Raw genomic sequence first — 21,427 nt, 5'->3', positions numbered from 1 at the left:
GGAGCCCGGCATGAAAAAACTCATCAACGCTCCGGCCGACGTCGTGGTGGAGGCCCTCGCCGGTCTCGCGGCCGCGCACCCGAAGCTCGGGGTCGACCTCGAGCACCGGGTCGTCTACCGCGCCGACGGGCCGGTACCGGGCAAGGTCGGTCTCGTCTCCGGCGGCGGCTCCGGCCACGAGCCGCTGCACGGCGGTTTTGTCGGGCTCGGCATGCTCGACGCCGCGGCCGCCGGCGAGGTCTTCACCTCCCCGGTGCCCGATCAGATCCTCGCCGCCACGCAGCGCGCCGACGGGGGCGCCGGGGTGCTGCACATCGTGAAGAACTACACCGGCGACGTGATGAACTTCGAGATGGCCGCCGAACTCGCCGAGGGCACGGAGATCGCGACCGTGATCACCAACGACGACGTCGCCGTGGAGGACAGCCTCTACACCGCCGGGCGGCGCGGGGTCGGCGTCACCGTGCTGCTGGAGAAGATCGCGGGTGCCGCCGCCGAGGAACGGCGCAGCCTCGCCGAGGTGGCGGCGATCGCGCAGCGCGTCAACGACCGCGGGCGCAGCATGGGCCTGGCGCTGACGTCGGGCACCGTGCCTGCCGCCGGCAAGCCCACGTTCGACCTGCCCGAGGACCAGATGGAGCTCGGCATCGGCATCCACGGCGAACCGGGCCGGAAGCGCGTCCCGCTCGCGTCGGCGAAGGACGCCGCCGCGATGCTCGTCGAGCCGGTGCTGGCCGAGATCCAGCCCGAGCAGGGGGTGCTCGCGTTCGTCAACGGGCTCGGCGCGACGCCGCTGATCGAGCAGTACCTGCTCTACGGCGAGGTCGCGGCGCTGCTCGGCAAGCACGGGGTGCCGGTCGTGCGGTCGCTGGTGGGGCCGTACATCACCAGCCTCGACATGGCCGGGGCGTCGGTCACCCTGCTCGCCCTCGACGACGAGCTGCTCCGCCTGTGGGACGCACCGGTGGACACCCCCGGGCTGCGGTGGGGCGCATGAGCGGCGTCGAGGCCTGGGTCCGCGAGTTCGCGCGGCTGGCGATCGAGGAGGCGCCGCGGCTGACCGAGCTGGACTCCGCGATCGGCGACGCCGACCACGGTTCCAACCTCGCGCGCGGGCTCACCGCGGTGGTGGCGGCGCTCGACGCCACCTCGTTCGACGACGACGCCGCGCTGCTGAAGAAGGTCGGCATGGTGCTGGTGAGCACCGTCGGCGGGGCCAGCGGGCCGCTCTACGGCACGTTCTTCCTGCGCGCCGCCGGAGCCCTCCCGGGCGGTGTACCGGCTGCGTTCCGGGCCGGTGTGGACGGTGTCGCGGCCCGGGGCAAGTCCACCACCGGCGAGAAGACGATGCTCGACGCGCTGGTGCCGGCCGTGGAGGCGCTGGAGGCCGGCAAGGACTGGGGCGAGGTGCGCGCCGCCGCCGAGACCGGCCGCGACGCGACGATCCCGCTGGTGGCGCGGAAGGGCCGGGCCAGTTATCTGGGGGAGCGCAGCGCCGGGCATCTGGATCCGGGAGCGGCGTCGGCGACGTTGCTGGTGGCGGCGGCCGCGTCCACGCTGGTAGCCGATGCGTGATTCGGCGGTCGGGGTCGCGGCGGGGGACGGCGGCGGGCAGACCGTCGGCATCGTGGTGGTGTCGCACAGCCGGGCGCTGGCCGAGGCGGCCGTGCGGCTCGCGGGGGAGATGGCCCAGGGCGCTCCGGTGCGGATCGGCATCGCGGCCGGTCTCGACGAGGAGACCTTCGGCACCGACGCGGTAGCGATCGCCGACTCGATCACCGAAATCAGCGGCGCGGCGGGCGTGGTCGTGCTGATGGATCTGGGTTCGGCGTTGTTGTCGGCCGAGATGGCTCTCGAGCTGCTCGACGACGAGGTTCGGGACGGGGTGGTGCTGAGCCCGGCGCCGCTGGTGGAGGGTCTGGTCGGGGCCGTGGTGGCCGCGGCGGGCGGCGCGGACCGCGCGTCGGTGGCGGCCGAGGCGGCGTCCGGCCTGATCCCCAAGTCCGATCACCTGGCCCCGTCGCCGGCGTCCGAGCCGTCCGCGTCCGGCCTGGGGGCAGGCGAGCCGCTGGCCGGGGTGTTCGTGGTGACGGATCCGCAAGGTCTGCATGCCCGTCCGGCGGCCGCGTTGGTGGGAGTGGTCCGCCAGGTCGGCGTGCCGGTCGAGCTCCGCAACCGCACGACCGGAGCGGGCCCGGTCCCCGCCGAGAGCCTCTCCCGCGTGGCCACCCTGGGCGCCCTCGCCGGCCACGAGGTCGAGGTCCGGGTCCCACCCGGCGAGCCCGCCGCCCTGACCCGGATCCTGACCGCCGCCGCCGAGATCTTCGCCGCCTTCACACCGGTGTCCGACGGCACGACGTCTCCCGTCGCGGTCCCCCCGGCGGGAGAGGTGTCGTCCGGGGCCGTCGTTCCCCAGGCGGGAGCAGCGGCGGTGGCGGGCGGGACGGCCACGGCGGGGAGCGGGGCGTTGGCGGCGTCGCCGGGGGTGGTGGTGGGGGTCGTGCGGAGGTCCGGTACCCGCGCCGTGGTGCCCGCGCCGCGTACCGGGCCGGTGGACGCCGCGACCGAGCAGCAGCGACTCGAACACGCCCTTACCGCGGTGACCACCGAGGTGACCGCCGTCCGCGACCGCGCCGCCGCCGAGGTCGGCGCCACCGAGGCGGCGATCTTCGACGCGCACCTGCTCCTGCTGGACGACCCGGCGCTCCGTTCCGCCGCCGCCACCCGCATCACGTCCGGCGCGGACGCCGGAGCCGCCTGGTCCGAGGCGATCAGCGCCGCCGAGGCCGAGTGGCGCGCGCTCCCCGACGCCTACCTCCGCGCCCGAGCCGAAGATCTGGCCGCCCTGCGCGTGCAGGTCCTGACCGCCCTGGCGACCCCGCCCGCACCGAATCGGGCCATCGAGGGAACTGGGGAGGTAGCCGGCGGTTCGAGCGCGGGCGGGGACGAGGGCGCAGCGGCGGTGTTCGTGGGGGACGGGCTCACCCCCGTGGACGCGGTGAGGATCGAGGCGGCCGGGGTCGTGCTTGCTCACGGCAGTCCCACCGCGCACAGCGTGCTACTTCTGCGTGCCCGCGGCGTCCCGGCGGTCGTCGCGGCCGGGGAGTCCGTGCTCGACCTCGCGGACGGCACTCCGATCGCGTTCGACGGGAGTACCGGTGAGCTGGTGGTCGACCCGGCCCCGGACGTCGTCGAACGGTTCGTCGCGGCTCGGGATGAGGCGGCTCGGCGTCGGCGGGTGGCGGACGCCGGTGCGCACCGGTCCGCGCACACCACCGACGGGGTCCGGATCCAGGTGGGCGCGAACCTGGCCGGGCTCGACGACGCCACCGCGGCCGCGGCGGCGGGCGCGGATCTCGCGGGGCTGGTGCGCACCGAGTTCCTGTTCCTCGGCCGGAGCACGCCCCCCGACGTGGACGAGCAGACCGAGACCTACCGCGCGCTCGCCGGCGCGCTCGGAGGGCGTCGCCTCACGCTGCGGACGCTGGACGTGGGGGGCGACAAGCCGCTGCCCTACGCCCCGGTGCCCGCCTCCGAGAATCCGTTCCTCGGGGTGCGCGGGCTCCGGTTCTCGCTGCTGCGCCCCGATCTGTTCGCGGCGCAGCTCACGGCGATCGTGCGGGTCGCGCACGAGACGCCGGTGACCGTCATGTTCCCGATGGTCAGCACCGTCGACGAGCTCGCCGCCGCGCGAACGGCACTGGACGACGCGGTCCGGACGGAGCGGCGTGGCGCGCCCCCGGGGCTCGAGGTGGCCGCGATGGTGGAGGTCCCGTCCGCGGCGCTCAAGGCGGCCGCGCTGGCGCCGCTCGTCGACGAGTTCAGCATCGGCACGAACGACCTCACCCAGTACACGCTCGCCGCGGCGCGCGGGGACGAAGGGGTGGCGGCGCTGGGAAACCCCTGGGACCCCGGTGTACTGCGGCTGATCGACGCCGTCGGCCGGGCGGCCGGCACGCACACACGGGTCAGCGTGTGCGGCGAGTTCGCCTCCGAACCCGGCGCCGCCGCGGTGCTGATCGGGCTCGGGGTGCGCGAACTCAGCGTCGCCCCGGCGCTGGTACCCATGGTGAAACAGGCCGTGAGGGAAACCGACGCCGCCGACGCCGCCCAGGCTGCTGCTGCCGCACTCAAGGCATCGACCGCTACGGAAGCCGGTGGGTACTTCTCACCCTCCACCCGAGCGTGAGACTTAAGGTGCCAATGCGCTGTGTGTCGAGGGAGCGGGCTCGGGTGCGCGGTTCTCGGGTGGTTGGGTGCGCCAGGTGGTTGGGTGCGCCAGGTGGTTGGGTGCGGAGTGCCCGAGTGCGCCGGGTGCACCGCGTGCCCGAGTGCCGCGTGCCCGGATGCGCTGAGGACCTGAGCGGCGATAGGCCCAGTGCCGAGAGCCTCGCGCACTAGCGGTTAGGTGCGCGGTGCTCCATCGCTACCCGTCCTCGTGCCGGGCACCCCATCCGCTAACCGCCTAAGCGGCAAGCGCTCCGCACCGAGCCCTCCAATGCTTACCGTGAGCGCCCTGCGCCGAGCCCTCCGGCGCCGATCCCTCTGAGCGCCCAGTTCTGAGCGCCCAGTTCTGAGCGCCCAGTTCTGAGCGCGCTGAATGTGCCGCTGTTGAATGGGGCTCCGCCGAGTGCCCATGCGCCCAGCGTCTGTGCGCCGAGCGCCCGAGTGCGCCAGCCGCGATCGACCTAGTGCCGAGTGCCTCGCGCCCTTGCGCTAGGCGCTCCAATGCTCGGCCCACCAGTGCCGAGCGCTCCATCGCCAAGTGTTCCCGCGCCGATCGCCCCGGCCGATAACCGCCTTAGCGACAAGTGCCTCGCGCTCCACGCCGAGGCCCCCAGTCCGTCCAGTCCTGAGCGCCCCCAGCCCTCAGCGCCCCAGTCCTGAGCCCGCCGAGTGAGCCTCCGCCGAGTCCCATGCGCCCAGCGTTTATGCGCCGAGCGCCCAGCCACCCAGCGGTCCCGCGCCGAGCGCCCAGCCGACAAGCGCCCCAGCAGCAATCGCGCCGTGCCGAGCCCCCAGTGCCTAGCTGCAAGTGCCCAGCCCTGATCGCGCCGAATGCTCTCCGCCGAGTACCCATGCGTCCAGCGTCGGTGCGCCCAGCGGCCTTGCGCTAGGCGCTCCAGCGCTAGGCGCTTCAGTGTCGAGCGTCGCAGTCGCCAAATACCGTCGCGGCAAGCGGCCGGCGCCGAGCACCTCCGTGCCCAGCCGCGAGATCCCAGCCGCGAGATCCCGGCCGCGACGGGCCCAACGCCCCTCCGTCGACCGCCATGCTCCCCGCGCTGAGCAGCCCCGGCCAGCGCCGCGTGTCCGTGCGCCGACCTCGCTGCGTCGAGCTCTAACCCGGCTCCGTCGCCCTCTCCAGCGCCACCACTGGGATCACCCTCGACGTCTTCGCCTGGTGCTTGTGGAAGAACGGGTACTGCGCCGCGATCCGCGTGAACGTCGCCTCGCGCTCGTCACCCGTCAACACCCGCGCCGAAGCCGCATACGACTCCGCGCCCACCTCCACCCGCACCGCCGAACTAGCAACCAGATTGATATACCAGTCCGGATCCCGCGGCGCGCCGGCGTTCGACGCCACCACCAGCAGCCGGTCGCCGTCCGGCACGTACATCATCGGCGCGGTGTGCTCGTTCCCGGAGCGCGCCCCCACCGTCGTGAGCAGCAGCAACGGGCGGTTGCCCAGCGCGGCGCCGTTGCTCTCCCGGAACTGGGCGATGAGCTGCCGGTTGTAGGCACCGACATCACTGGGCATCGTCATTCACTCACTCTCGCAAACACATCCGCCGCGACGGGGTCGCCGCCGAGAATGAACACATGTCGCTGAAGAGCAGAGCACGCTGGGTCAGCCTGCACGGCATCGCGAGAGTCGTCATCGGCCGCGCCTACCGCCGCGGCGATCTGCACGCCCGGATCCTGGCCGACCCGGCCGCCCGCGCGAACCCGTACCCGACCTACGACGAGATCCGCGCCCGCGGTCCGCTGGTGAAGGGGCGCCTGATGATGCAGGCGGTCAGCCACCCGGCGGTCACCTCGATCCTGCGCAGCGACGCGTTCGCGGTCGGCTTCGACCCCGAGACCATGCCGTGGATCTCCCGCAAGCTGCTCCAGCGGGTCGCGGCCGACGAGCGGATCGTCGGCCCGATCGATCCGCCCTCGCTGCTGGTCACCAACCCGCCCGACCACACCCGCTACCGCCGGCTGGTCAGCCGCGTCTTCACGGCCAAGGCCGTGGAGGCCCTCCGCGGGCGCATCGAAGAACGGACCACCGAGCTCCTGGACGCCCTGGAGGACCGCGAGCCGGTCGACCTGGTCGCCGAGTACGCCAGCCTGCTTCCGGTCACCGTGATCGCGGAGATCCTCGGGGTTCCGCTGGAGATGCGACAGACGTTCCTGCGGTGGGGCACGCTCGCCGCGCCCGTGCTCGACGTCGGACTGACCTATCAGCAGTTCGAGGAGTCCGAGGCCGCGCTGGAGCAGATGTCGGACTGGATGTACGCGCACTTCGACTCGCTGCGCAGAACCCCCGGCGACGACATCGTCAGCAAGCTCGTCCACCTCGATGACGAGAGCGGCAAGCTCGACGACCGGGAACTGCTGGCGATCGCCGGCCTGCTGCTGGCCGCCGGGTTCGAGACGACGGTGAACCTGCTCGGCACCGGCGCGGTGCTGCTGATGCGCCACCCCGAGCAGCGCGACGCGCTCGCCGCCGACCCCGGCCTCTGGTCGAACGCGGTCGACGAGATGCTGCGCTACGAGGCCCCCGTGCAGGCCACCAGCCGGCGCGCGCTGCGTGACACCGAGATCTGCGGCGTGACCGTGCGCGAAGGCTCGTTCGTCACCGCGATGATCGGCGGCGCGAACCGGGATCCGGACGTGTTCGAGGACCCCGACCGCTTCGACGTGCGGCGTCCGAACGCCCGCGAGCACCTGGCGTTCTCCAGCGGAGCGCACTACTGCATCGGTGCGTCGCTGGCCCGCCTGGAGGGCGAGATCGGGCTGCGTCGTCTGTTCGAGCGCTTCCCCGATCTCTCCCTCGCCGGTGAGCTCCACCAGCGCCCCACCCGCACGCTGCGCGGTTACGACCGGATCCCGGTCACCCTCACCGCACGGCGTTCAACACCGACGCGAGCTGCCGGACCCGGTCGGACGCCATGAACTCCTCCAGGGACACCGGCCGGTGCCCGCCGGCGGCGTCCGGCACGGCCAGCGGCAGCCGCCAGTTCGGGTACTCGTCCATGGTGCCGGGCAGGTTCGGCTGACGGACGTCACCGATGGCGTCACCGGGCGCGGCGAGCACCAGCCGGCACGGCGTGCGGGCCAGCACCGCGTGCAGGCCGAGCGCGATCTCCTGGTCCGACGCGTCGGGCCCGATGATCCCCTCCGAACGCAGCAGACCGATCAGCGCGGCCTTCTCGGTGTCCGCGGTGGCCTGCTCCTCCTCGACCGACCGGCCCAGCACGCCGAGCTCGGCCCGCACCCGGACGTGTTCGCCGGTCAGGAAGCCGGCCGCGGTCGGCAGGTCGTGGGTGGTCACCGACGCCGCCGCGCCGGCGCGCCACGCGGCCGGCGGCCGGGGGCGGTCGGGGAGCTCGCCCGGGGCGTCCCGGGTCGGGTCCGCGTCGTCGCGCTCGAACCAGAGCACGTTGCTCCCGAGCACGTCGCGGGCCGCGAGCGCGACGGCCACGTGCGGCTCGACCGTCCCCAGGTCCTCCCCGACGACGACCGCGCCGGCGCGGTGCGCCTCGAGCGCGAGCACACCGAGGAACGCGTCCGGGTCGTACCGCACGTAGGTGCCCTCGGCCGCCGACCGCCCGGCCGGCACCCACCACAGCCGGAACAGCCCGAGCACGTGGTCGATGCGGACACCGCCGGCCGAGCGCAACGCGGCGCGCAGCATGTCGCGGTACGGCGCGTACCCGGCTTCGGCCAGCCGCCGCGGGTTCCACGGCGGCAGGCCCCAGTTCTGTCCCTGCTGGTTGAACGAGTCCGGCGGGGCGCCGACCGACGCGCCGATCGCCAGCACGTCCTGCAGGCCCCAGGCGTCGGCTCCGCCGGGGTCGACGCCGACCGCGAGATCGTGCACGACACCGATCGGCATCCCGGCGGCGTCGGCGGCCGCCCCGACCGCGGCGAGCTGCTCGTCGCAGAGGAACTGCAACCAGGCGTGGAAGTCGACGCGGTGCGCGAGCCGTGCGTGCTCGGCCGCCACCGCGTCGGAGGCGGGGTGGTGCAGCGCGACCGGCCAGGTCTGCCACGGCACGCCGTGCTCTTCGGCGAGCGCGCAGAACGTCGCGAAGTCCTCCAGGCCCTGGCCCTGCTCGGCGCGGTAGGCGGCGAGGGCGTCGCCCCGGCGGGCCGGGAACAGCAGCTCGAGGGCGGCCAGTTTGGCCTGCCAGACCGGGTCGCGGGCGATCCGGTCGGCCGGGGCGTGCGGGCGCAGCGCGTCGACGGCCGCACGCACGTCCGCCGGCGCGGCGCGGTACTCCGGCGTGTCGGCGATGCGCAGGTAGAGCGGGCTGCGGAACCGGCGGCTCGACGGGTAGTAGGGCGAGTTCTCCAGCGGCAGCACCGGCGACGGCGCGTGCAGCGGGTTGCACACCACGGCGCCCGCGCCGAGCTCGGCGCCGCTCCAGCGGACCAGCTCGCGCAGGTCCCCGTAGTCGCCAAGCCCCCAGGAGTCGTCGCCGCGCAGCGCGTACAGCTGGAGCATCCAGCCCCAGACGCGCGCGTCCCCGGCCGGCGACGGCACCTTCGCCGGCGCCGAGATCAGCACGGCCTCGTCGTATCCGTCACCGGCCGACACGTGCAGGCGATGCCAGCCCGGGGGGAGGGCGGGCAGCGTCACGGTGCGCTCCTCGCGCGGCACGCCGTCCACGGTGCGCGCTCGCCCGGCGTCGCCGGACGTGGTGGCCGGAACGGACGTGCCGTCCTCCCGGAGGACGCGGACGGCGATCGGCCGGCCGGCCGGTGGGCGCACCACGACGGTCGCGGGCGCGTCCGCGGTCACCACGACGGTCGGCGGCAGCAGCCGCCGCCACGGGGCCAGCTCGGCCTCGGCGAGCGACGCGGCGACGGCCTCCGGCGTGTCGGCGGCCACCCCGAGCACGCCCAGGACGGCCACCACGGTGGACGCGGTGACGATCTCCGGGCGGCCGGTGGAGCCCACGTACTCGGTGGCCACGCCGTGCGCGGCGGCCAGGGCGGCGAGGTCGGCGTCGACAGTGTTCTGAGCGCTCACGAGCTGAGACGGTACCCAGTTGCGACCGGCTGATTCCCTAGGCCCGTGAGCGAGGCTTCCGACGTGTCGTCGGCCGACCGGTCCGGCGACGCCCGGCCACCGGGTGTCCGCCGTCGTCGCCGGCTCCTGGGGGCGGCCGCCGGCGTGGTGACGGCCGGGGCGCTGGTGGTCGTGGCGTGCCTGGGGTGGGAGTGGAGCGCGTCGTCGGGGCACCGGGTCGCGACCGTGGCCGAAGCGCCGGACGCGCCGGTGGCGATCGTGTTCGGCACCGAGCTAGACCGGAACGGCACGCCGAAGCCGATGCTCGCCAACCGCCTGGACACCGCGGTGGAGCTCTACCGCGCCGGGAAGGTGCGGGCGCTGCTGGTGTCGGGGGACGGCGGCGGGAACTCCGGCGACGAGGTCACCGCGATGACCCGGTACCTGACCGGGCGCGGGGTGCCGGCGGCGAGGGTGGTGGCCGACCCGTCGGGGCTCGATTCGTACGACACGTGCGTCCGCGCGCGCGACGTGTTCGGCGTGCGCCGCGCGCTGCTCGTGACGCAGACCTTCCACCTGCCCCGGGCCGTGGCGCTCTGCCGGCACGTCGGGATCGACGCCGACGGGGTGGGTGCCGCCTGCGACCGCTGCAGCCTGCAGCGACTGTGGCGGAGCCGGACCCGGGAAGTGCCGGCGGCCGGGAAAGCCGTGGCCGACGCATTGCGGAACCGGCAGCCGGCGGTGGTCTCGCCGCGTGATTCCGCGCTCGACGAGGCTGCGAGCAGCTGATTCGTGCGCACTCTAGCGCGCGGACGGTTCTCCCCGGGTACCCCGGCGCGTTTTGCACCCGAGGCTCATCCGAACGGCGTATTCGCAAGTGTTCGGGAGGAGACAGATCAACTGTCCAACGGCCGATCGTCGAGACCGCTCCCGAAGCGCACCCTGAGTGAGCCAGAGATCAACACCGGGTCGCTCCACTCCACGAAGGGGAAGGTCATGAGCACGATCATCGACGCCGAGGCTCTCTTCGCGAGCGCCCTCCAGCCCTCCGACCGTCCGACGCCGGAGCAGGTCCGCGCGGCCATCGCCGGGGCACTGCTCACCTGCGGTGGCGCCGACGGCTGCGCCGCCCGGCTGGCCGCCGAGTTCGGGGAGCACCCCGAGATCGCGGTGCTGCGCATGCAGTGGGCCATCCAGACCCTGGCGGCCTGACACCGCTCCTCCGCCCCGCACGCTCACGTCCTTCCCGGCCCGCACGCCCGCGCGTGCGGGCCGTCGCCGTAGTCGAACCGGTGACCCCGTCCGGTCCGTTCAGGACTGTGTGTAACCACCCCCGGGTGACACGGCCACAACCGGGACGTTGGAGACTTGGCGTCGAACGAGGAGCCGGATGGATTCAGAAACCGTCCGTACGTACCGTGTTCGAGAGCGGAAACGGGTAGGAACCTGGCGATGAACGCGCGGTGGCGGGCGTGCGAACCGCGGCTGACTCGCGATTGGTCCGCGGGCCCGCGGAGGTGCTACACACTGGTCACGGCGGCGAGACGACACCGTCATGAGCGGTGCGCAACGTGGGGGACAGGGCTCCCGCCGGAAAGAGCGTATGGCCGCTGGTCGGCCGGACAAAGAGGAGGTGCGGCGCCGATGACGTCTTCTGCGCCCAGCGGATCGCCGCGGCGGTCCGCGGCCCGGGTACACCGGGTGATCGTCCGATGATCAGCGGCGGCGGTTTCGACCGCATCCGCGTTCCGGTCTCGGCCGATACGCTCGCGTCCCGGTCGCCGTTCCCGCCGATCGCGGATTACGGCTTCCTCTCCGACTGCGAAGTGCTGGCGCTGGTGGCGCCGAGCGGCAACGTGGAGTGGCTCTGCCTGCCCCGCCTGGACTCACCGAGCGTGTTCGGCGCTGCCCTCGACCGCGACGCCGGCGGCTTCCGCCTCGGCCCGGCCGACAACATGGTTCCGGTCGACCGCCGGTACCTGCCCGGCACGATGGTGCTGGAGACGTCCTGGGAGTCCTCCGGCGGCTGGCTGATCGTCCGCGACACGCTGTTGATCGGCCCGTGGCACCACAACGAGGCGTTCTCGCCCACCCAGCGGCGCGCCCCCACCGACTACGACGCCCAGCACATGCTGCTGCGTACCGTGCGGTGCGTGAAGGGCGAGGTCCAGGTCGTGATGGACTGCGAGCCGATGTTCGACTACGGGCAGCACCAGGCCCGCTGGTCCTACACCGACCGCGGCTACCACCAGGGGCTGGCCACCAGCGCCAACGGTGAGGACAGCGGGCCGAAGCTGCGGCTGACCACCGACATGCGGATCGGCTTCGAGGGCGGCCGCGCCACGTCGCGCACGCTGCTCAAGGAAGGCGACCAGCGCTACGCGGTGCTCTCCTGGGCGAGCGTCGAACCGCCGTACACGGTGGAGGACGCCAACGCCCGCCAGACCTGGACCGCGCACCACTGGCAGCACTGGCTGGCCCGGGGCTCGTTCCCCGACCACCCGTGGCGCGGGCACCTGCAGCGCAGCGCGCTGACGCTCAAGGGCCTCACCTACGCGGCCAGCGGCGCGCTGGTGGCCGCGGCCACGACGTCGCTGCCGGAGACGCCGCAGGGCGAGCGCAACTGGGACTACCGCTACAGCTGGATCCGCGACTCGACGTTCGCGCTCTGGGGCCTGTACACGCTGGGCTTCGACTGGGAGGCCGACGACTTCTTCAACTTCGTCGCCGACGTCGCGTCCCAGGGTGATCTGCAGGTCATGTACGGCGTGGACGGTGAGCGGGTGCTGACCGAGAAGGTGCTCGACCACCTCTCCGGGTACGACGGTGCCCGGCCGGTCCGGATCGGCAACGGCGCCTTCGACCAGGAGCAGCACGACGTCTGGGGCGCGGTCCTCGACTCGATGTACCTGCACACCCGCTCGCGGGACCGCCTGGACGACCGCACCTGGAAGATCATGCGGCGCCAGGTGGAGAAGGCGATCGAGCACTGGAACGAACCCGACCGCGGCATCTGGGAGGTGCGCGGCGAGCCCAAGCACTTCACCTCCTCGGTGGTGATGTGCTGGGTGGCGGTCGACCGGGGCGCCCGGCTGGCCCGGCTGCGTCAGGACTACGAGCTGGCCGACCAGTGGCAGCGCATCGCCGACGTGATCCACGCCGACGTCTGCGAGAAGGGCACCGACACGCGCGGGGTGTTCACCCAGCACTACGACACCGAGGCGCTCGACGCGTCGGCGCTGCTGCTGCCACTCGTGCGTTTCCTGCCGCCGGACGACCCGCGGATCAAGGCGACCGTGCTGGCGATCGCCGACGAGCTCACCGTCGAAGGGCTCGTCCTGCGTTACAAGGTCGACGAGACCGACGACGGGCTGCGCGGCGAGGAGGGCACGTTCGCGATCTGCTCGTTCTGGCTGGTCTCGGCGCTGGCCGAGATCGGGGAGCTGGACCGGGCTCGTCAGCTGTGCGGCAAGTTGTTGTCGTTCGCCAGCCCGCTGGGCCTCTACGCCGAGGAGCTCGACCCGTACTCGGGCCGGCACCTGGGCAACTTCCCGCAGGCGTTCACGCACCTCGCGCTCATCAACGCGGTGATGCACGTGATCCGAGCCGAGCACGGAACGGTCTGACAGGCGGCCCGCCCAGGACGACGCTGTGTCGCCCTGGGCGGGCTCCGACGGTGACTACTTGACCTTCAGAGTTCCGCTGACCGACGCGATCGTGGACGAGGTCGCCCCGACCCGCACCCGGTAGGTGCCGGCCTTGAGCTTGGTGAACGACGCCGTGCCGGCCCCGGTGACGGTCTTGCCGGTCACCAGCGCCCAGGTCTTCCCGGTCCAGCGGTCGAGCTTGACCAGCTGGCTGCGGGCCGGGGTGACGGTAGCGGTCACCGACTTCGTTCCCGCACGCAGCCCGACCCGCGCCGCCACCGGGTAGGCCGCCGTCGCCGTGCGCGACGCCGCGGTCTGGCCGTCGCCGGGGTAGGTCAGGTAGATCCAGGTGTTGGCGGTGGCGATGCCGCTGACCCGCACCGTGCCGTCGGCGCCGGTGGTCGCGGCGGTGCAGACGAAGCCGGTCGCGGGCGCGATCCGGACGCAGAACTCGGCGTAGGCCCCGGCCAGCGCGGCGCCGGTCGCCGAGTTGGTGAGCTTGCCGGCGATCGAGATCGTCGTCCCGGCGGTGACGGTCCGGCCGCCGCCCGTGGTCAGGCGGAAGGCCGTGGTGACCGGATCGACCGGCGTGGTCGGCTCGGTCGTCGGGGTCGGCGCCGGGGTCGACCCGTCGCAGGACACCAGCGAGCACACCGCCGCGTACGGGTTCACCAGGCCGTACCCGGTCGCGTCGTCGCGGCCGGCCTTGCCGATGTCGGTGGCGGTGCTCTGCAGCAGGTTCGTCATCGCGGCCGGCGTGAGGCCGGGCGAGACCGACTTCGCGAGCGCCGCGGCCGCCGACACGTAGGGCGTCGCCATCGACGTGCCCGACAGCTGCTTGTAGGTGCTGCCCTTGAACGTCGACCAGATGCCGACGCCGGGCGCGGCCAGGTCGACGTAGCTGCCGGTGTTGGAGAACGGCGCGTCGGTGTTCGTCGAGTCGGTCGCGGCCACACCGATCACGCCGGTGTCTGCGGCCGGGTAGCTGATCGCGTTGCCGTCCTGCCGCTCGTTGCCGGCCGCGGCGACCACGACGACGTTCTTGCTCAGCGCGTACTTCACCGCCGACGCGGTGGCGCCGGCCTCGGTGCCGCCGACCGACAGGTTCACCACGGCCGCGCCGCGGTCGACGGCCTTCACGATGCCCTGGGCGATGTCGGAGTCGTAGCCGGCCCCGTCGCCGTCGAGCACCCGCACCGGCAGGATCTTGACGCCGGGCGCGAGGCCGGCGACGCCCTTCTGGTTGTTCGCGATCGCCCCGACGATGCCGGCGACGTGGGTGCCGTGGCCGTTCTCGTCGTTGCTGCCGTCGGTGCTGGCCGGTACGTCACCGACCAGGTCGACGCCGGCGAGCACGGTCCCGGCGAGGTCGGGGTGGTTGCGCTGGACGCCGGTGTCGACCACGGCGACCGTGACGCCGGTACCGGTGGTCGACGTCCAGGTCTTCTCGGCGCCGAGCGTGGTCAGCGCCCACTGGGAGGCCCGGTAGGGGTCGTTGCTCGTCGTGTCGGTGAGGTGCAGCACGTGGTCGACGCCGACCGAGACGGTGGCGTCGTCGGCCTGGGCCGCGGTGACCACGGCGGTGGCCTTGGCGCGCCCGGTGACCGTGCGGGTGGTCACGGCCGGACGCCCGTCGACGGTCCGGACGGTGACGATCCGCACCGGCTGATCGGCCCGGACGCCACCCACCAGGGCGGTGGCCGGTGCGGAGACGCTCGCGTCCGGGGTGTCCCAGGCCGCGGTGACGCGCCCGCCGGACGCGCCGGCCGGCAGTGGGAGACCCGCGTGGCGGGCGGGGTCGGCGGCGGGCGCCGCGGTCGCGGGCACGGCGCCGGCGAGGGCGCCGGCGACCAGGGACAGCCCGGCGGCGCCGGCGGTCAGTCGTGCGGCGCGCTGCGTGCGGCGGGTCGGTCGGGTCACCGGCGTTCTCCTCGGTCGGACTCGGGCCACATCCGTGTGGTCACTTCGTCACTCGACCCACAACGCCCTGAGCTGAGGAAACGGCGAGGTGATCAGCGTCGCGGCGGAGTGTCGGGCGCCACCGGACGCCCGGCGGTCGCCCCGCTGTCGGTCCGAGGTGGCAGCATGGGCGGGTACGGAGCCGATCGGGCCCGTACCAACAGCGGTGGGGAGGCTGGTCGTGCCCGAGGCATCCGAGGTGGCACCGGCACCGGTGGAAGCCGACCCGCCGGTCACCGCGCGGGTGCTGACCGTGCCCAACGCGTTGAGCGCGCTGCGGTTGCTCGGCGTCCCGGTGTTCGTCTACCTCGTCCTGGTCGCCCGGGCGGACCTGCTCGCGTTCCTCGTGCTCGTCGTCAGCGGGTTCTCCGACTGGCTCGACGGGGCGCTGGCCCGGGCCTGGGGTCAGGTCAGCCGGATCGGCCAGCTGCTCGACCCGCTCGCCGACCGGCTCTACGTCTTCACCACGGTCGTGACGTTCGCGATCCGCGACATCATCCCGTGGTGGCTGGCGCTCGCGCTCGTCGTCCGCGACGCCGTGCTCTGGGTGGGTCTGCTGGTGCTGCGCCGGTACGGCTACGAGTCGCTGCCCGTGCACTACATCGGCAAAGCCGCGACGTTCAACCTGCTCTACGCGTTCCCGCTGCTGCTGCTCGGCGGGCAGGACGGCGTCGTCGGCGCGGTCGCGATGCCGGTCGGCTGGGCGTTCGCGATCTGGGGCGTCGGGCTTTACTGGTGGGCCGCGGCGCTCTACGTCGTGCAGACCGGGTCGCTGGTCCGTTCCGCGCGGAGAGAGCTGGCGGCGTGACCGAGCCGAAGTTCCGTCTGTTCGGCAAGGACGCGCCCCCCTCGCCCGGCCTCACGATGCTGGCCGACCTGATGAACAACCACCTCGACCCCGGGTACGCCGCCGCGGCCGGGCGCCGGGAGGCCGGCGAGCCGCCGTCCCGCCTGGCCCGCCGGGGGCGTGGCCTGCTCACCGTCGCGTGCGCCGCGGTGATCGGCGTCGTGCTGGCGATCGCGTACAAGGAGACCGTCGACACCGCGCCCGCGGCCGCGAAGACCCGGGACGCGCTCGCGGCCGAGATCCGCCGGGCCCAGTCCACCACCGACGAGCTGCAGAAGCAGGCCGACGATCGCCGGGAAGAGGTGGCCGAGGCCCAGGACAGGGCGCTGACGAACAACGACAGCGGCCGCGCGCTGTCCCGCCGCGTGCGTGACACCGAGGCCGCCACCGGGCTGCTCGCGGTCACCGGCGAGGGCATCGTGCTGGAGGTCTCCGACGGCGAACCCACCCGCGACCCGGTGACCGGGGTGCCGGTCGGCGACGCCGAGGCGTTCCTGGTGCAGGACCGCGACCTGCAGAGCCTCGCGAACGCGATCTGGGCGTCCGGCGCCGAGGCGGTCGCTGTCGACGGCCAGCGGCTGACCGCGCTGTCGGCCATCCGGTCGGCCGGTTCGGCCGTCCTCGTCGATTTCCGCCCGGTGGACAACCCGTACACGATCACCGCGATCGGCGACTCCGACCAGCTCTACCGCCGGCTGCTGCGGGACCCCGCGGTGCGCCGGTTCCAGTCGTACGTCAAGGACTACAAGATGGGCTTCGACCTGCGCCGCGACGACGAGTTGAAACTGCCGGCCGGCTCGGAGCCGGAGCTGCGTGTCGCCGAGTCGCCGGCGGCACCCTCCGCGTCGGCGGCGCCCGGCGGCACCCCCTCGGGGACGACCGGCCCGGCCGCGTCCACGCCACCCCCGTCCCGCCCGACCGGAGGTTCGAATTGATTCCCGCGCTGGCGCTGATCGTCGGCGTCGTCGTCGGTCTCGTGTTCGAGCCGTCGGTGCCGACCGGTCTCGAGCCGTACCTCCCGATCGCGGTGGTGGCCGCGCTCGACGCGGTGTTCGGCGGCGTCCGGGCGCGGCTGGACGGCATCTTCGACGACAAGGTGTTCGTCGTCTCGTTCGTGTCCAACGTGCTGGTGGCGGCGCTGATCGTGTACCTCGGTGACAAGCTCGGCGTCGGCGGGCAGCTCTCCACAGGCGTCGTGGTCGTGCTCGGCGTGCGAATCTTCGGCAACGTGGCGGCGATCCGGCGCCACATCTTCCGGGCGTGACGATGACCGATCCCACCCCTGACGACGACGCGGTCACCGAGGCCATCACCGTGCCGCTGCCGACCCCCGCTCCGGCCACCCGGGCGCCGGCGCCGCGCTCGCCGACCACGTCCCCGGAGCCGGCGGACGGCACCGCGGCGGCGGACGGCACCGCGGCGGACGAGCCGGGCACCCCGGGCCGGGAGCTGGTGCCGGCCCGGCGGCCCGCGCGCCCGGACGCGGGCGGGCCGTCCCCGGCGCACCGGCGTCCGCGGGAGAGCTCGCGCCGCTGGTGGATGAAGGTCGCCGTGGTCGCGCTCTGCGCACTGCTCGGCGTCAGCCTCGCCGCCCAGCTGCGCCGCAACGAGAAGGACGGCGCGCTGGCCGGCGCCCGGCAGGAGGATCTGGTCCGCATCCTCGACGAGCTGGACAGCCGGGAGCAGCGGCTCCGGTCCGAGATCGCCGAACTGCAGGAGCGCCGCCGGACGCTGAGCTCGGCCGCGGAGGGCTCGCAGACCGTCCAGGAGGACCTGGAGCGCCGGTCCGAGGAGCTGGGCATCCTGGCCGGCACGATCCCCGCCGAGGGGCAGGGGCTGCGGCTGGTGTTCCGCCCGGGTTCCTCGGCGCTCCGTGCCGAGGTCGTCCTCGACGCGGTGGAGGAGCTGCGCGGGGCCGGCGCCGAGGCGATGCAGATGGGCGGGCGCACCGGGAGTCCGGTGCGGATCGTCGCGTCGACGGCGTTCCTGGACACCGAGAACAATCACCTGCTGGTCGGCAACCACGATCTGAGCGGGCCGTACACGTTGCTCGCGATCGGAGACCCGGAGACGATGCGCGCGGCTCTCGCGATCCCCGGTGGTGTCGTCGACTCCGTCGAGGACGCCGGCGGTAAGTTGCAGATCGACGCGCCGGACCCGGTCACCGTCTCAGCGACGCTGTCCCCGGCGACGCCTCGGTACGCCGAGCCGGTCGACTGAATCCCCTGACCCGAGGAAGGAACAGACCGTGATCCCCGACGATCTGCGGTACACCAACGAGCACGAGTGGATCCGCGTGACCACCGGGAGCATCGTCCGCATCGGTATCACCGACTACGCCCAGGACTCGCTGGGCGACATCGTGTTCGTGCAACTGCCCGATGTGGGGGACACGATCACCGCGGGCGAGGCGGTCGGCGAGGTCGAGTCGACCAAGAGCGTCTCGGACGTCTACGCGCCGGTCACCGGCACCGTGACCGCGAAGAACGAGGCTCTCGACGACCAGCCGGAGCTGATCAACGGCGAGCCCTACAGCGGTGGCTGGATGCTCGAGGTCGAGGTCGACGACGCGGGCGTGCTCGACTCCCTGCTCTCGGCCGAGGAGTACCGCGAGCTGACCGAGAAGGAGTAGTAGCCGCCGCCGCGCGGCTGCTCACCTGGTTGCACTAGGCTTCGTGGGTCGAACACCTCGTCGTGAGGCAGGTGGTCGTCCCCTCGCTGCGACCGGGTCTGCCAAACTGGGTCGCAGAAACCCCACGCAGGTACTCAGCCGCGCGAGCGGCCGACAGACGAAGACCGGGAGGCGATCGAACTTGAAGGGTGCCCCTCCAGCACTCGCTCCGCCGTGCCTGCGGGCCCGCAACGCCGGAGGTGTGCGATGAGCCGCCATTCCGAGGACGATCAGCAGCAGGTGGACGTCACCTCGACGATGATCCTCGGCGCCATTGACGACGCCGTCGTCGAGGCGTCGGAGGCCGGCGGCGGTAACGACCCCGAAGGCACCCGCATCGCGGAGAGCCTCCCGGCCGGTTCGGCGCTGCTCGTCGTCCGGCGTGGCCCCAACGCGGGTAGCCGGTTCCTCCTGGACTCCGACGTCACGACCGCCGGGCGTCACCCGGAGAGCGACATCTTCCTCGACGACGTCACCGTGTCGCGCCGGCACGCCGAGTTCCGCCGCGAGGCCGGTGTGTTCGTGGTCCGCGACGTCGGCAGCCTCAACGGCACCTACGTCAACCGCGAGCGGGTCGAGTCGGCCACGCTGGCGAACGGCGACGAAGTGCAGGTCGGCAAGTTCCGGCTCGTCTTCCTCAGTGGCCCGAAGCGGGCTGCGGAGGGGGTCGCGCAGTGACGCCGTCCGGGTCCTCCGCCCGGTCCTTTCTGAGCATCGGCGAGGTTCTCGCCCAGCTCCGGCCGGAGTTCCCGGACACGACGATCTCCAAGCTCCGGTTCCTCGAGTCCGAAGGGCTCGTGGAACCGGAGCGCACTCCGGCGGGTTACCGCAAATACTCGTCGGAGGACGTCGATCGGCTGCGGTACGTCCTGGCCGCGCAGCGGGACCAGTACCTCCCGCTGCGCGTGATCCGGGAACACCTCCAGGGGTCCGGGCGGGGTGCGCCGTCCCCGGGCCGTGAGCTGGTGGACTCCGAGACCCTGCCAGAGGCGGGCGATTTCTCCCGACCTGAGATTGATGTCCGACTTTCTCGATCGGAACTACTCGAACGGACCGGCATCACCGACGCACAGCTGAAGCAGATCGAGAATTTCGGTCTGATCACCGCGCGCGGAGCCGGCTGGTACGACGCGGACGGGGTGGTGGTCGCCGAGACCGTCGCCCGGATGGCCGAGTTCGGCCTCGAGCCGCGACACCTGCGTGGTTACCGCACCGCGGCCGATCGCGAGGTGGGCTTGTTCGAGCAGGTCGTGGCCCCGGTGGCGCGCCAGCGCGGCCCCGAGGCGAAGGCCCGCGCGGAGGAGGTCGTACGCGAGCTCGCGGCGCTCTCCCTGCGGCTGCACACGGCGCTCGTCCAGGCGCGCCTGCGCGGCTCCCTCGGCGGCTGAGCGAGGCGCTCTCCCGGAGGCCGAGCGCGCCGCGCCGTGCGAGGGCTCGGCGTGTACGTTCGACAGAGGCAAGCTAGGACGCGCGGTGGGGCCTCGCCGGGCCCTGCGCGCGTGAGTGCGGAGGCTGGGTGAGGCACGGGTGAAGGAGCTCAACGTCGTCGGTGTGCGGGTCGAGCTACCGAACAACCAGCCGATCGTCCTGCTCAAGGAGGTCGCCGGTGATCGTTACTTGCCGATCTGGATCGGCCCGGTGGAGGCCACGGCGATCGCGTTCGAGCAGCAGGGGGTGCGGCCGACCCGGCCGCTGACCCACGACCTGCTCAAGGACGTCCTCGGGGCGCTGGACGCGCCGCTGCGCAAGGTCGAGATCGTCGAGTTGCGCGACAACGTGTTCTACGCGGAACTGGTCATCGGTGACGGCGTGCGGGTCAGCTCGCGGCCGTCCGACGCGATAGCGCTCGCGCTGCGCGTGGGGGTCACGATCACCTGCGCGGAGGCGGTGCTCGAGGAAGCCGGGATCATCATCCCGGACGAGCAGGAGGACGAAGTCGCGAAGTTCCGCGAATTTCTCGACACGATTTCGCCGGAGGATTTCGCCGGAAGCTGAGGACGTAGTGCCGGTAGGGGGAATACCGTCAGTACACCGGGCGGAACAGCATTCTGGGCATTATGCCCCGTTTTGAAGTAATGTATGCTTTTTTGTTGCGCAGAGATGTCGCGACACGCCGCCGCCGGACGTTGACCGGTGTTCACCGTCCTCCTACCGTCGAGGTCTCGGGGGCACAGTGGATCGGCACACGCGCGGAGGTCAGCGGTGGTCAAGCGCGACGGTACGGCCGGGCTCCCGGTTCCCGGGGTGCCTTCCGTGCCCGACGGGTTTCCTCTCGACAGTTACGCCGGCGGCGGTTACGACGGCCAAGGCGTCCTGTTCGAGCCGGAACCCGGGTCGGGCCCGGACGAGAACGTGGGTTACCGGGGTCCGACCGCGTGTCACGTGGCCGGCATCACGTACCGGCAGCTGGACTACTGGGCCCGCACCGGGCTGGTCGAGCCGAGCATCCGGGGCGCGCAGGGCTCCGGCAGCCAGCGGCTGTACTCGTTCCGCGACATCCTCGTCCTGAAGATCGTCAAGCGGCTGCTGGACGCGGGTGTCTCGCTGCAGAACATCCGGTTGGCGGTCGACCAGTTGCGTGCGCGGGGCGTCGAGGACCTGGCCCGGATCACGCTGCTTTCGGACGGCACCACGGTCTACGAGTGCACCTCGCCGGAAGAGGTCGTCGACCTGCTGCAGGGCGGTCAGGGTGTGTTCGGCATCGCCGTCGGAGGTGCCTTCCGCGAGATCGAGGGCTCGCTGGCGAAGCTGCCGGGCGAGCGCGCCAACGGCAGCCCGGCCCCGGCGTCCCGCTCCGAGTCCGACGAGCTCTCCCGCCGCCGGGCGACCCGTCGCACCGGCTGATAGGTTTGTAGCGCGTCATCACCCCGTGCGGGAGAGTCCTTGGGCAGCCGGCTCAGGGCGCCGAAGGAGCAACCTCCCCGGAACCTCTCAGGCCCACGGACCGTGCGGTGCGGGCGACTCTGGAAAGCAGGCGCAGTGACGCGCCTCACCGACGGTGCAAGCCCAGGTTTATCGGGTGAAGCTCTCAGGTACCGATGACAGAGGGGGAGACCGGTCCGCCGTGTCCTGACACCCCC

At 72.8% G+C, this 21,427-nt stretch carries 19 protein-coding genes and 2 riboswitches; of the genes, 16 read left to right on the top strand and 3 right to left on the bottom strand.

Annotation, left to right across the window (positions count from 1 at the left end):
• Nucleotides 1-10: 10 nt before the first annotated feature.
• Genes dhaK through ptsP form a run of 3 tightly spaced genes read left to right on the top strand, consistent with a single transcriptional unit; the run spans nt 11 to nt 4,189 of the window.
• Complete coding sequence (dhaK, locus tag CRYAR_RS27000) at nt 11-997, top strand: dihydroxyacetone kinase subunit DhaK (protein WP_035856155.1); 987 nt, start codon at nt 11-13, stop codon at nt 995-997.
• On the top strand, nt 994-1,575 hold the full coding sequence (gene dhaL, locus CRYAR_RS26995) for a dihydroxyacetone kinase subunit DhaL (protein ID WP_035856153.1): 582 nt from the start codon (nt 994-996) through the stop codon (nt 1,573-1,575). The genes dhaK and dhaL overlap by 4 nt, the downstream gene beginning before the upstream one ends.
• Nucleotides 1,568-4,189 carry a phosphoenolpyruvate--protein phosphotransferase gene (gene ptsP, locus CRYAR_RS26990; RefSeq protein WP_051571002.1) on the top strand — a complete coding sequence of 874 codons (2,622 nt, stop codon included), beginning with the start codon at nt 1,568-1,570 and terminating at the stop codon, nt 4,187-4,189. The genes dhaL and ptsP overlap by 8 nt, the downstream gene beginning before the upstream one ends.
• Nucleotides 4,190-5,338: 1,149 nt before the next feature.
• On the opposite strand, the gene CRYAR_RS26985 is transcribed toward ptsP, so the two are convergent.
• Nucleotides 5,339-5,764 carry a nitroreductase/quinone reductase family protein gene (locus CRYAR_RS26985; protein WP_051571001.1) on the bottom strand — a complete coding sequence of 142 codons (426 nt, stop codon included), beginning with the start codon at nt 5,762-5,764 and terminating at the stop codon, nt 5,339-5,341.
• Nucleotides 5,765-5,820: 56 nt separating this feature from the next.
• Here CRYAR_RS26985 and CRYAR_RS26980 point away from each other — a divergent pair, with 56 nt between their 5' ends.
• Entirely contained in the window at nt 5,821-7,161 is a 1,341-nt protein-coding gene (locus tag CRYAR_RS26980) for a cytochrome P450 (RefSeq protein WP_035856150.1), read from the top strand.
• Here CRYAR_RS26980 and malQ read toward each other — a convergent pair.
• Nucleotides 7,106-9,244: a 4-alpha-glucanotransferase gene (gene malQ / locus CRYAR_RS26975; RefSeq protein WP_035856148.1), complete on the bottom strand. Its 2,139-nt coding sequence runs from the start codon at nt 9,242-9,244 to the stop codon at nt 7,106-7,108. The genes CRYAR_RS26980 and malQ overlap by 56 nt on opposite strands.
• A 45-nt stretch (nt 9,245-9,289) precedes the next feature.
• On the opposite strand from malQ, the gene CRYAR_RS26970 reads away from it, so the two are divergent.
• The 3 genes from CRYAR_RS26970 to CRYAR_RS26960 all read left to right on the top strand — a co-directional run bounded on the left by CRYAR_RS26970 (nt 9,290) and on the right by CRYAR_RS26960 (nt 12,849).
• Complete coding sequence (locus tag CRYAR_RS26970) at nt 9,290-10,012, top strand: SanA/YdcF family protein (protein ID WP_245620509.1); 723 nt, start codon at nt 9,290-9,292, stop codon at nt 10,010-10,012.
• Between the two features lie 207 nt (nt 10,013-10,219).
• A complete protein-coding gene (locus tag CRYAR_RS26965) occupies nt 10,220-10,435 on the top strand; it encodes a hypothetical protein (RefSeq protein WP_035856146.1) in 216 nt (71 codons plus the stop codon).
• Between the two features lie 500 nt (nt 10,436-10,935).
• Entirely contained in the window at nt 10,936-12,849 is a 1,914-nt protein-coding gene (locus tag CRYAR_RS26960; protein WP_084700988.1) for a glycoside hydrolase family 15 protein, read from the top strand.
• A gap of 54 nt (nt 12,850-12,903) precedes the next feature.
• Here the strand turns inward: CRYAR_RS26960 and CRYAR_RS26955 are convergent, their stop codons facing one another.
• Nucleotides 12,904-14,790 (bottom strand): S8 family serine peptidase, encoded by a 1,887-nt coding sequence (locus tag CRYAR_RS26955; protein ID WP_051571000.1) that lies wholly within the window; start codon nt 14,788-14,790, stop codon nt 12,904-12,906.
• A 220-nt stretch (nt 14,791-15,010) separates the two neighbouring features.
• On the opposite strand from CRYAR_RS26955, the gene clsA reads away from it, so the two are divergent.
• The 9 genes from clsA (at nt 15,011) to CRYAR_RS26910 (ending at nt 21,191) form a co-directional block, all read left to right on the top strand.
• Nucleotides 15,011-15,637 carry a cardiolipin synthase ClsA gene (gene clsA, locus CRYAR_RS26950; RefSeq protein WP_245620508.1) on the top strand — a complete coding sequence of 209 codons (627 nt, stop codon included), beginning with the start codon at nt 15,011-15,013 and terminating at the stop codon, nt 15,635-15,637.
• Nucleotides 15,634-16,611 carry a DUF881 domain-containing protein gene (locus CRYAR_RS26945; RefSeq protein ID WP_035856144.1) on the top strand — a complete coding sequence of 326 codons (978 nt, stop codon included), beginning with the start codon at nt 15,634-15,636 and terminating at the stop codon, nt 16,609-16,611. Before clsA ends, CRYAR_RS26945 begins: the two co-directional genes overlap by 4 nt.
• Nucleotides 16,608-16,940 carry a small basic family protein gene (locus CRYAR_RS26940; RefSeq protein WP_035856140.1) on the top strand — a complete coding sequence of 111 codons (333 nt, stop codon included), beginning with the start codon at nt 16,608-16,610 and terminating at the stop codon, nt 16,938-16,940. The genes CRYAR_RS26945 and CRYAR_RS26940 overlap by 4 nt, the downstream gene beginning before the upstream one ends.
• Nucleotides 16,941-16,942: 2 nt before the next feature.
• Nucleotides 16,943-17,896: a DUF881 domain-containing protein gene (locus CRYAR_RS26935; RefSeq protein ID WP_051570999.1), complete on the top strand. Its 954-nt coding sequence runs from the start codon at nt 16,943-16,945 to the stop codon at nt 17,894-17,896.
• Nucleotides 17,897-17,924: 28 nt separating this feature from the next.
• Nucleotides 17,925-18,308: a glycine cleavage system protein GcvH gene (gene gcvH, locus CRYAR_RS26930; protein WP_035856136.1), complete on the top strand. Its 384-nt coding sequence runs from the start codon at nt 17,925-17,927 to the stop codon at nt 18,306-18,308.
• Nucleotides 18,309-18,554: 246 nt separating this feature from the next.
• Nucleotides 18,555-19,025: an oxoglutarate dehydrogenase inhibitor Odhl gene (gene odhI / locus CRYAR_RS26925; RefSeq protein ID WP_035856133.1), complete on the top strand. Its 471-nt coding sequence runs from the start codon at nt 18,555-18,557 to the stop codon at nt 19,023-19,025.
• Nucleotides 19,022-19,735: a transcriptional regulator FtsR gene (gene ftsR / locus CRYAR_RS26920; protein WP_035856127.1), complete on the top strand. Its 714-nt coding sequence runs from the start codon at nt 19,022-19,024 to the stop codon at nt 19,733-19,735. Before odhI ends, ftsR begins: the two co-directional genes overlap by 4 nt.
• 139 nt (nt 19,736-19,874) lie before the next feature.
• Complete coding sequence (locus tag CRYAR_RS26915) at nt 19,875-20,342, top strand: bifunctional nuclease family protein (RefSeq protein WP_035856122.1); 468 nt, start codon at nt 19,875-19,877, stop codon at nt 20,340-20,342.
• Between the two features lie 318 nt (nt 20,343-20,660).
• Nucleotides 20,661-21,191 carry a MerR family transcriptional regulator gene (locus tag CRYAR_RS26910; protein ID WP_245620720.1) on the top strand — a complete coding sequence of 177 codons (531 nt, stop codon included), beginning with the start codon at nt 20,661-20,663 and terminating at the stop codon, nt 21,189-21,191.
• A gap of 18 nt (nt 21,192-21,209) precedes the next feature.
• A riboswitch (glycine riboswitch) is annotated at nt 21,210-21,304 on the top strand.
• Nucleotide 21,305: 1 nt separating this feature from the next.
• Nucleotides 21,306-21,399: riboswitch (glycine riboswitch) on the top strand.
• Nucleotides 21,400-21,427 lie beyond the last annotated feature (28 nt).

Origin of the sequence: Cryptosporangium arvum DSM 44712 (genome assembly GCF_000585375.1) — a bacterium.
Taxonomy (GTDB): domain Bacteria; phylum Actinomycetota; class Actinomycetes; order Mycobacteriales; family Cryptosporangiaceae; genus Cryptosporangium; species Cryptosporangium arvum.
Note: the sequence above shows the minus strand (reverse complement) of the source record. Positions and strands in the feature narration are given on the sequence as shown.

Bases quoted from the DNA above. Each gene is read 5' to 3' on its own strand.
- dhaK (WP_035856155.1), top strand. From the start codon at position 11: ATGAAAAAACTCATCAACGCTCCGGCCGACGTCGTGGTGGAGGCCCTC.
- dhaL (WP_035856153.1), top strand. From the start codon at position 994: ATGAGCGGCGTCGAGGCCTGGGTCCGCGAGTTCGCGCGGCTGGCGATC.
- ptsP (WP_051571002.1), top strand. From the start codon at position 1,568: ATGCGTGATTCGGCGGTCGGGGTCGCGGCGGGGGACGGCGGCGGGCAG.
- CRYAR_RS26985 (WP_051571001.1), bottom strand. From the start codon at position 5,764: ATGACGATGCCCAGTGATGTCGGTGCCTACAACCGGCAGCTCATCGCC.
- CRYAR_RS26980 (WP_035856150.1), top strand. From the start codon at position 5,821: ATGTCGCTGAAGAGCAGAGCACGCTGGGTCAGCCTGCACGGCATCGCG.
- CRYAR_RS26965 (WP_035856146.1), top strand. From the start codon at position 10,220: ATGAGCACGATCATCGACGCCGAGGCTCTCTTCGCGAGCGCCCTCCAG.
- CRYAR_RS26960 (WP_084700988.1), top strand. From the start codon at position 10,936: ATGATCAGCGGCGGCGGTTTCGACCGCATCCGCGTTCCGGTCTCGGCC.
- CRYAR_RS26935 (WP_051570999.1), top strand. From the start codon at position 16,943: ATGACCGATCCCACCCCTGACGACGACGCGGTCACCGAGGCCATCACC.
- odhI (WP_035856133.1), top strand. From the start codon at position 18,555: ATGAGCCGCCATTCCGAGGACGATCAGCAGCAGGTGGACGTCACCTCG.